The sequence below is a fragment of the Prosthecobacter sp. genome, assembly GCF_046154365.1.
GTDB lineage: Bacteria > Verrucomicrobiota > Verrucomicrobiia > Verrucomicrobiales > Verrucomicrobiaceae > Prosthecobacter.
The window spans coordinates 1-8272 of record NZ_JBJXFV010000193.1 but is presented as its reverse complement, the minus strand read 5'-3'; the positions used below and the strand labels follow the sequence as shown (position 1 = coordinate 8272).

Annotated in this window: 5 protein-coding genes and 1 pseudogene; all 6 read right to left on the bottom strand. The window is 58.4% G+C overall.

Annotation, left to right across the window (positions count from 1 at the left end; genetic code table 11):
* Positions 1-572: pseudogene (locus ACKVY0_RS25275) on the bottom strand (prolyl oligopeptidase family serine peptidase); the annotation flags it as partial.
* Between the two features lie 245 nt (positions 573-817).
* Positions 818-2554 carry a sulfatase-like hydrolase/transferase gene (locus ACKVY0_RS25270; protein WP_409217642.1) on the bottom strand — a complete coding sequence of 579 codons (1737 nt, stop codon included), beginning with the start codon at positions 2552-2554 and terminating at the stop codon, positions 818-820.
* 47 nt (positions 2555-2601) lie between these two features.
* Positions 2602-4122, bottom strand: a complete 1521-nt coding sequence (locus ACKVY0_RS25265; RefSeq protein ID WP_409217641.1) for a sulfatase-like hydrolase/transferase — start codon at positions 4120-4122, stop codon at positions 2602-2604.
* Between the two features lie 169 nt (positions 4123-4291).
* Positions 4292-5359 (bottom strand): sugar kinase, encoded by a 1068-nt coding sequence (locus tag ACKVY0_RS25260; protein ID WP_409217640.1) that lies wholly within the window; start codon positions 5357-5359, stop codon positions 4292-4294.
* 4 nt (positions 5360-5363) lie between these two features.
* A complete protein-coding gene (locus ACKVY0_RS25255; RefSeq protein ID WP_409217639.1) occupies positions 5364-6644 on the bottom strand; it encodes an MFS transporter in 1281 nt (426 codons plus the stop codon).
* A 12-nt stretch (positions 6645-6656) separates the two neighbouring features.
* A partial coding sequence (locus tag ACKVY0_RS25250; protein ID WP_409217638.1) for an alginate lyase family protein occupies positions 6657-8272 on the bottom strand: 1616 nt, incomplete at its 5' end.

Genomic DNA, 8272 nt, shown 5'->3' with positions numbered 1-8272 from the left:
TGATGCTCGACACCGGCTTTATCAAGCGCTGCGGCCATGGTGCGGGCTTGGCTCACATCCACGGTCTCATCGGCGGTGCCGTGAATGATGAGCATGGGGGCGTCTCCAGTGCTGGCATAGGTCACGGGCGAGGCTTTGCGATAGACTTCAGGGTTCTCTTCGCGGCTTTGCTGGAACATCTTCATGTCGTGGTAGTTCGGTAGATCGAGTGCTCCGTAGAGATCGATGGCACAGCAAACTCGCGTGCTGATGCCTACGTGCGGTTCGGCTGGCTCCAGGCCATCTTCCGGCGTGGTGGTGGCCAGCATGAGGGCGAGATTGCCGCCTGCGGAGTTGCCAAAGGCGGCGATCCGCTCGGGGTCGATGCCGAGGCGGTCCGCATTCACTCACAGCCAGCGCACGGCGATTTTGGCATCGTGCAGGCTTTGGGGCCAGGTGGGTTTCTTGATGCCTTTGTTCCAGAGCTTGTAGTTGATGCTCATGCAGGCGTAGCCATGCGTCGCGAGTTCGACCGCCATCTGCACTTCGCGTCCGCGTGCCTTGTCGCCATCATTGAAGCCTCCGCCGTGCATCAGCAGCACCATGGCGAAGCGCCCTTCGGCTGGTTTTGCCGTCGGAAAATACAGGTCTGCCTTTTCTTTTCGTTCCGGCGGCAAGTAGGTGATGTCGCGCTCCACACGAATCGCCGCCGGGATGTCCACCTCGCCTTCGATCTTCCAATCCTTGGGTTCAAAAGCGTGTAGAAACCCGGCCGACACGACAGCCACTGCGATAAAAAAGATCGAGTGTTTCATCATCGAATTTGAGAAATTGAGCGTCACTTTCCTTGCTTCAGGTATTCCTCGCGGCTCAAGAAGCCGTCTTTGTTGGTGTCCCATTTGGTGAATCGTTCCCCGGCAGCCGCTGCATCGGATTGATGGGTGGTGTAATACTCACGAGTGAGTTTGCCGATTTTGTCTTTGTCGAGTTTATCGAAGCGCGCGCCGCGATCGTCCGTGACGCCGGTGGTGGTGGCGGTGGGTGCGCCTTTGGCTGTCTTTTTGATCTTCGTGGGTTCTGCGCCTTCGAGTTTGGCGTCGGAACCAACGGGTGGCAGGTGTTTGGCAAGGGTGGCGAGCAGTTCTTTGTGCTCGGGTTTGCTGGCGAGGCTCACCGTCTCATTCGGGTCGTTCTGCTCGTCGTAGAGTTCGGTGCCTACGATCTGGGAGCCGTTGCGCAGGCGATAGAAGGTGGCGCGGTAGCGATCGTTACGAATGCTGTAGCCCATGACTTGGCCTTCTGGGGCCTTCTTTGGGTATTGGCTGATGGCGACGTCGGTGGAGGGTGCGGATGGATTGTCGATGAAGTTCTTGATGCTGCTGCCACCGAGGCCGGTGGGCGCGGGCAGGCCGCAGAGTTCGGCGAGCGTCGGATAGACATCGACGAACTCGACGGGCGCGGCGCACTTCTGGCCTGCGGTCTTCGATCCGGGCACGCTGATGAGCAATGGTGCACGGGTGGCGATCTCGAAGTTGGTGTGCTTGTGCCAGAGGCCGTGATCGCCGAGTTGCCAACCGTGATCGCCCCAGAGCACGATGATGGTGTTGTCAGCGAGACCTTCTTTTTCGAGCGCATCGAGCACCTTGCCGACTTGGGTATCCATGTAGCTGATGCAGGCATAGTAGCCGTGACGCAGGGTCTTGGCGAAGTCGGCGGGGATGGGGTCACCCTTCGGCACGCCGGGGTAGTTATGAATCTCGCCATTGGTGTGGCCGACATAAGGCGGTGCGCCTTCAGGCAAGTGATCGATGGCTGGCAAAGGGATGCTGTTGGGGTCGTAGAGGTCCCAGTATTTCTTGGGTGCAACAAAAGGCAGATGCGGCTTCAAGAAACCGACAGCGAGGAAGAAGGGCTCGCCCTTGGCCTTGAAGGCGGCGAGGCGCTTAACGGCTTCGTTTGCCGTGGCACCATCGGGCAGCTCACTGTCGTCCTTCGGGCTTACTTCAAACGCGGGTCCACCTTTGGCTTCCTTGTCCTTCTTTTTGACCGAGGTGTCGTTGGCTTCTGGCGAAGAGTATTCCACGACATTGACGTCGTGTTTGGTGACGATCTGCTTGGTCCAATCGACGAGATCGGTGTCCACGGATCGACCGAAGGGATACCAATGCGACGCTGTCCAGGAGCGGCCATCTTCATGCCCTTTGTGGTAGATTTTACTCAGCGCTTCACACTGATAGCCGTTCGCTTTGAAGTGCTGTGGAAGCGTGATGCATTCCGGCTGCGCAGGACGAAAGTGCGTCTCCAAGTCCCAAACTTTGGTCACGTCTGGCCGCAAGCCGGTCATGATGGCGGTGCGCGATGGGCTACACACGGCCTGCTGAACATAGGCCTTTTCAAAGACGATGCCGCGAGCAGCGATGCGGTCAATGTTGGGTGATTTGATGAGCTTATCGCCGTAGCAACCGAGTTGTGGCCGCAAGTCATCAACAGCGATGAAGAGGATGTTGGGCTTCGTCGCGGCGAATGACGAATGCAGAATAACGAATGACGAAAGAAGCAGGAGCGTGGATTTCATGGGGGCTTGGGAAAGGGGTGGCTGTCGGTTGTTGGAAAGCGTCGGGCCTACTTCGTGACTTTGCCCTTCGTGATGTATTCGTCACGACTGACGAACCCATCTTTGTCGGTGTCGTATTTATCGAAGCGATTGCCAGCGGCGGCCGCATCGGATTGATGGGTGGTGTAGTAGTCACGGGTGAGTTTGCCGAGCTTGTCTTCGTCGAGTTTGTCGAACTTCGCGGCGCGTTCGGCGTCCTCTGCACTCATCGTGGTTGTGGACGGTGCTTCGGGCTTTTTCATGGACTCCTCAACCTTCTTTTTCTTGTCCTTGTTCGCGTGGCGCCCCGTGCCATCGCCACTGTCGGGAATGCCACCGGCAGGATCGAGTTTGGCGAGCACAGCGGCAAGTTTAGTGCGAGCGGGGTGATCGCCCGCGACGAGCTTCTCGGTGAAAGGGGCATCGCTCATGTCGAAGAGTTCGTTTTTCTCGTTGAGCTTCCATTTCGCGTCTCGCACATACCACATGGCGGCGAGTTGGTTATAGACCCACTCACGCGGCGTGCCGGGTTCGCCACGGAGTTGCGGAGCGATGCTGTGGCCGTCGAAGATCGTGTCTTTGGGCAAAGTGCCGCCGGTGAGTTCCGCGAACGTTGCCAGGAAGTCGGTGGAGTCGATCAAGTCGGCGCTGACCTTGCCAGCGGGCGTTTTGCCGGGCCAGTTGGCGATCATGGGCACAAGACCGCCACATTCGAGCATGGTGCCTTTCATGCCAGAGAGCGCTTTGCCGCCGATGGTCGCACGCTCGGACTGGCCTTTGCCGGTGCCGTTGTCGCCCATGAAGATGATGAGCGTGTTGTCGCGGAGCTTGAGCGCTTCGAGTTCTGAAACGAGCTTGCCGACGAGCTTGTCCATGTAGGTAATGTTGTCCGCCATGAGGTCGGTGCTGCCGGATGCGCTGTCGGGAGTCGGGAGCAGATCGCCATGGACGCTCGACATCGGGTAATAGACAAAGAAGGAGGCATCTTTGTGCTTCTTGATGAATTTCATCATGTGCTCATGCATGAGGTCGGGCATGTATTCGTCATCGCCGAGTTTCATTTCCTTGCTGTTCACGAGATACTCCTCGGACTTGCCCTCTTTTTTGTTTCGATAGACGCCACTGCCGTTGAAGCGCAGGTAATCATCGAAGCCCGCTTCATCTGGCTCACCAGGAAGCTGCCCCCACTTGCCGATGGAGCTGGTCTTGTAGCCCGCACTCTGGAAAACACGACCCAGTTGCAACTCCTTGTTGGGCATGACGGTGCAGGCATCCTGATTGCTCGATCCATTGCGGAAGGCATAACGCCCAGTCATGATCATCGCCCGTGATGGTCCGCATAGCGCCGCTGTGAAGCACTGCGTGAACCTCGTGCCCTCCGCCGCCAGCTTGTCGATGTGCGGCGTCTTGTAGTTGTCCGAACCGTAGCAGCTCAGATTCCCGATGCCGAGATCGTCCGCGAGGATGAAGATGACGTTGGGTTTGTCGGCAGCATGACTTTGGCCGAAAAAAACGACGAGGGCGGTGAAGAGTGTGAGGAGGCGTTTCATGGTTGATTAAGTGTGCGGAGTTATTTGATCCAAATGGTGAGTAACGGGGATGCAGCCGCTCTTCGTGATGTTATGTAACGCTGCCTTGCTCATCAAAGTGAGAAGATGTTTTTTTCATGGCTCGGAGTTCGTGGATTTGGAGTGTGGTTTCGGCAAAGCGCGCGGCCATTCATCTTTGCACCTTCGCATCACCGCCTTGCGCGAGCCACAGCACCTCTTCTAGCGTGGCCATGCTTGTGTCGCCGGGCGTGCTCATCGCGAGCGCACCGTGTGCGGCTCCGAGATCGACTGTGAACTGCGGTGATTGACCCGTGAGCATTCCGTAAATCAAACCTGAGACGAATCCATCGCCGCCGCCGATGCGATCCATGATGTCGAGCTGAGGATAATTTCTGGCGCGATAGAACGCGCCTTCAATCCATGCCACTGCGCCCCAGTCGTTGCGGGATGCGTTGTGAACGCGGCGCAACGTGGCGGCGGCGGTTTTGATGTTTGGGTATCGGGTGACCATCGCCGTGATGCCGCGCTGCATGGCGGCGGCTTGCTCAGCGAAGATGTCCTGTGGATCGTTGTTGCTGCTGATCGCTGCGGGTTCGTCATCCGTGAGCACGCCGATCATCACATCCACGAGCGGCGCGAGGCGATGATTCAAGGCCTGTGCTGCCGCGAAGCCGCCACGCCGCTGCCAGAGCGACGGGCGGTAATTCAAATCATACGACACGGTGACGCCGTGCTTCCTCGCCGCCTGGCAGGCTTCAATGGCGAGCTGCGCGGTCGTCTCACTCAAGCCTGCAAGGATGCCGCCGGTGTGCAGCCATTTGCAGCCGCCATCCGCAAACAGCGCATCCCAGTCGAAGTCGCCCGGCTTCATCTGTGAAGCGGCGCTGTGGGCGCGATCCACACAACCCTTGGCACCGCGAACGCCGGAGCCGCGCTCGGTGAAGTTGAAGGGATTGCGCACCGCGAAGCCGATGCCGTCATAGGGAACCCATTTCACCTGCCGTGTGTCCACGCCTCCTTGCAAAATCAAGTCTTCGATCAAGCGCCCCATTTCATTGTCAGCAAAGGCGGTGAGCACGCCTGTGTGCAAACCAAAACAGCGCCGCAGACCACGCGCCACGTTGTATTCGCCGCCGCCTTCCCACGCCGTGAACTGACGCGAGGTTCGCACACGTGACTCACCGGAGTCGAGACGCAGCAAGACTTCGCCGAGGCTGAGGAGATCGTAGGTGGGCATGAGATCAAGATTCAAGTTGGGTGATCGGTGCAAAGCGCTTCGCGAAGAGATGATTCAATCCAAACGCCAGCAAGTAGGCCGCAGCGCAGATGCCAAAGAGAATCGCGTAGCCCGTATTCACATCGCCGGATGCGGTGAAGCGATCCAGCAGGCGACCTGAGTAGATGGGAAACAAAATGCCGCCGAATGAACCGGCCATGCCGCCGATGCCGATGACGGTGCCGATGGCACGCTTCGGAAACATGTCCGACACGGTGGTGAAGAGATTGGCCGACCACGCCTGATGCGCGGCACCGGCGATGCCGATGAGCACGACCGCGCCCCACAAGCCAGCGCCTTTGACGAGCAAGATGGGCAGCACCGCGAGTGCGAAGATGAACATGCAGGTCTTGCGTGTGCGATTCTCACTCCAGCCGCGCCGCACCAGGGCATTCGCCAGCCAGCCGCCTGCGATGCTGAGCACGGTGACGATGACGTAGATGGTCACGAGTGGCAGACCGAGCTTCTTGATGTCGAGCCCCTTGGTTTTATTGAAGTAATCAGGCAGCCAAATGAGGAAGAACCACCACACGGGATCGGTGAGGAACTTGGCAATGATGAAGGACCACGTTTGCGGGATCTTCAAAAGCGTTAGCCACGGAATCGTATCCGTCTGCGTGTCCGCACGGTCACTGGTGATGACGGCCAGTTCCGCTGGAGAAACGCGGGCGTGCTTCTCAGGTGCCTCATACATCAGCCACCAAAACACCAACCAGACGAAGCCTGCGAGACCGGCTGCGACAAACGCGGCCCGCCATCCCCATGCCGCTGCGATGAAGGGAATCGTCGCTGGTGCGATGATGGCGCCGACATTTGCGCCTGAGTTGAACAGCGTCGTGGCAAACGCCCGCTCACTGCGCGGAAACCACTGCGCCACCGTCTTGATGGCCGCCGGAAAGTTCCCCGCCTCGCTGACGCCAAGAAACATCCGCGCCCAGCGAAATCCCGCGATGCTGCCGACAAGCGCGTGACTCATCGCGGCGATGCTCCACAGCGTGATGGAGAGCGCATAGCCGATCTTCGTGCCGAAACGATCAATGAGACGACCAAAGCCGAGCAAGCCGATGGCATAAGCCGCCTGGAAGGCCGAGTTCACCATGCCGAACTGCTCATTGGTCCAGTGCAGCTCATCATCGAGCAGCGGTTTCACCAGCGAGAGGATCTGCCGGTCGATGTAGTTGATCGTCGTGGCGAAAAACAGCAACGTGCAGATAGTCCAGCGGTAGCGAGTGGTGGGTGTGTTCATGAGATTGAGGTTCTACTTCACCCAAAGGATCGGCTGAGTGATGCCGATGTTGCGCTGCACTTCGGGGTCGGTGGGATCAGCGGGGAGTTTCTGCCAGAGATCGAGATAGCGCTGCTCACCGAGCGCTAGGCCGCCAAAGATGAGGTTGGGCTGACGAGCGGGCCAGCCTTCCCAGGCGTTCACGTCGGGTTTCAGCGTCCACTTCGATTTGTCGGCGAGGAAGGGATGCAGATAAGCGATGGCTTTGGCGATGCTCTTGCCATCCTTGGTCTGGAAGGTCCAGAGATTGTCCTCGGCGGTGCTCAAGACTTGGCAGAGCAGGGTCATGTTATCGAGTTGGAAGATCGAGTAGCCGTAGGGCTTGGTGCGGGCGAGTTCGAGAGGGAAGCTGCCGTCTTCCGCCATCTGCTTGGGCAGGAAGACTTCTTTGAACTGCTGCCGGCAAAGCTCCAACTTGGCTTTGTCACCGATGAAGTCGGCGAACACGGCGAGCTGAAGATGAAAGGCGACGGCGTGATTGTTCTTCGCCTTGGCTTCGTCCTTGCCGTTGTCGCTGGTGACCATCCATTCCGCGAGTTCGCGGAACCATTGACGCAGATCTTTGACCATATCGGCAGGGAAGGCTTTGGACTGCTCCATTGCTTTCACCGCAGCAGGGATCTCGATGATGTGCAGCGTGTCGATGATGCCGATGCCGCGTCCGGGCGAAACACCGGGCACTGCTTGAGCGAAATTGAGGCTGGGGTTCATCCTGGTCTTCGCATCAAGAAAGAAGACTTGAAGTAGCTCGGCGGCTTTGGTGACATACTTGTCGTCGCCGGTGATTTTGTAAGCCGCTGCGAGCGCGGCTACGGAATCACGCAGAGCTTTCACGGCCATGCGATGGGCGATGAAGTTCTCGGGGTTGGTTTCGCCATCGCGCTTGATGTAAGGCAATCCGTTGGGCTTGGAGGGATCTGGCCACCAGTAGTCGCCGTTCGAATAAAAGTCGTTCGGGCCGCCTTCGCTGAGTTTGGCGGGCGAAGTGGTGATGGAGACCGGTTTTTGCTCCAAAGCGGCTGTTGCGGCCTTGAGGATGCGCTCTTTGTCGATGGATGCGATGTCGAGGGTGAGCTTCGAAGTGGGCGTTTTGGCCTCTGATGTGGCTTTGGGGGTTGTTTTGGGCTTTTCAGTGCCTGGAGCCGGTACGCGGGCATCGGTGACGTATTTGAACTGCGGCTTGCGGCCCTCCGATGAGACGGAGACGGCCACTTTATAGTTGGTGATCTCGCATTGGATCGTGGCGCGTCCGTTGTAGAGCTGCACCACGCGTGAACCGGTCGAAGTGCCGAGGTTATCGATCAAACGACCATCGCCAGCCAAGCCGAAGCGCACGATGTTGGAGCAATCGAGGCAGGGGACATCGTTGGTATCGAGCATCCGCACTTCCATCGTGGCAATGCCGTCTTTTTGCCCGATCTCCTCCAACTTCAGCTTGGCGGGCTTGCCCCATTTCTTGGTCTGATAGCCGACGGTGAGTTCATCACTGACGCCTTTGCCCACAGCACGGAGTTGGTTCTCGCCTTCGTTGAACTTCACGTTCCAATGCAGGCCCGCTGCGGGATAGTCGCTGACATTGCGCTTCTTCA

Coding starts and splice junctions, on each gene's coding strand:
- ACKVY0_RS25270 (WP_409217642.1), bottom strand. CDS start 2,554: ATGAAATCCACGCTCCTGCTTCTTTCGTCATTCGTTATTCTGCATTCG.
- ACKVY0_RS25265 (WP_409217641.1), bottom strand. CDS start 4,122: ATGAAACGCCTCCTCACACTCTTCACCGCCCTCGTCGTTTTTTTCGGC.
- ACKVY0_RS25260 (WP_409217640.1), bottom strand. CDS start 5,359: ATGCCCACCTACGATCTCCTCAGCCTCGGCGAAGTCTTGCTGCGTCTC.
- ACKVY0_RS25255 (WP_409217639.1), bottom strand. CDS start 6,644: ATGAACACACCCACCACTCGCTACCGCTGGACTATCTGCACGTTGCTG.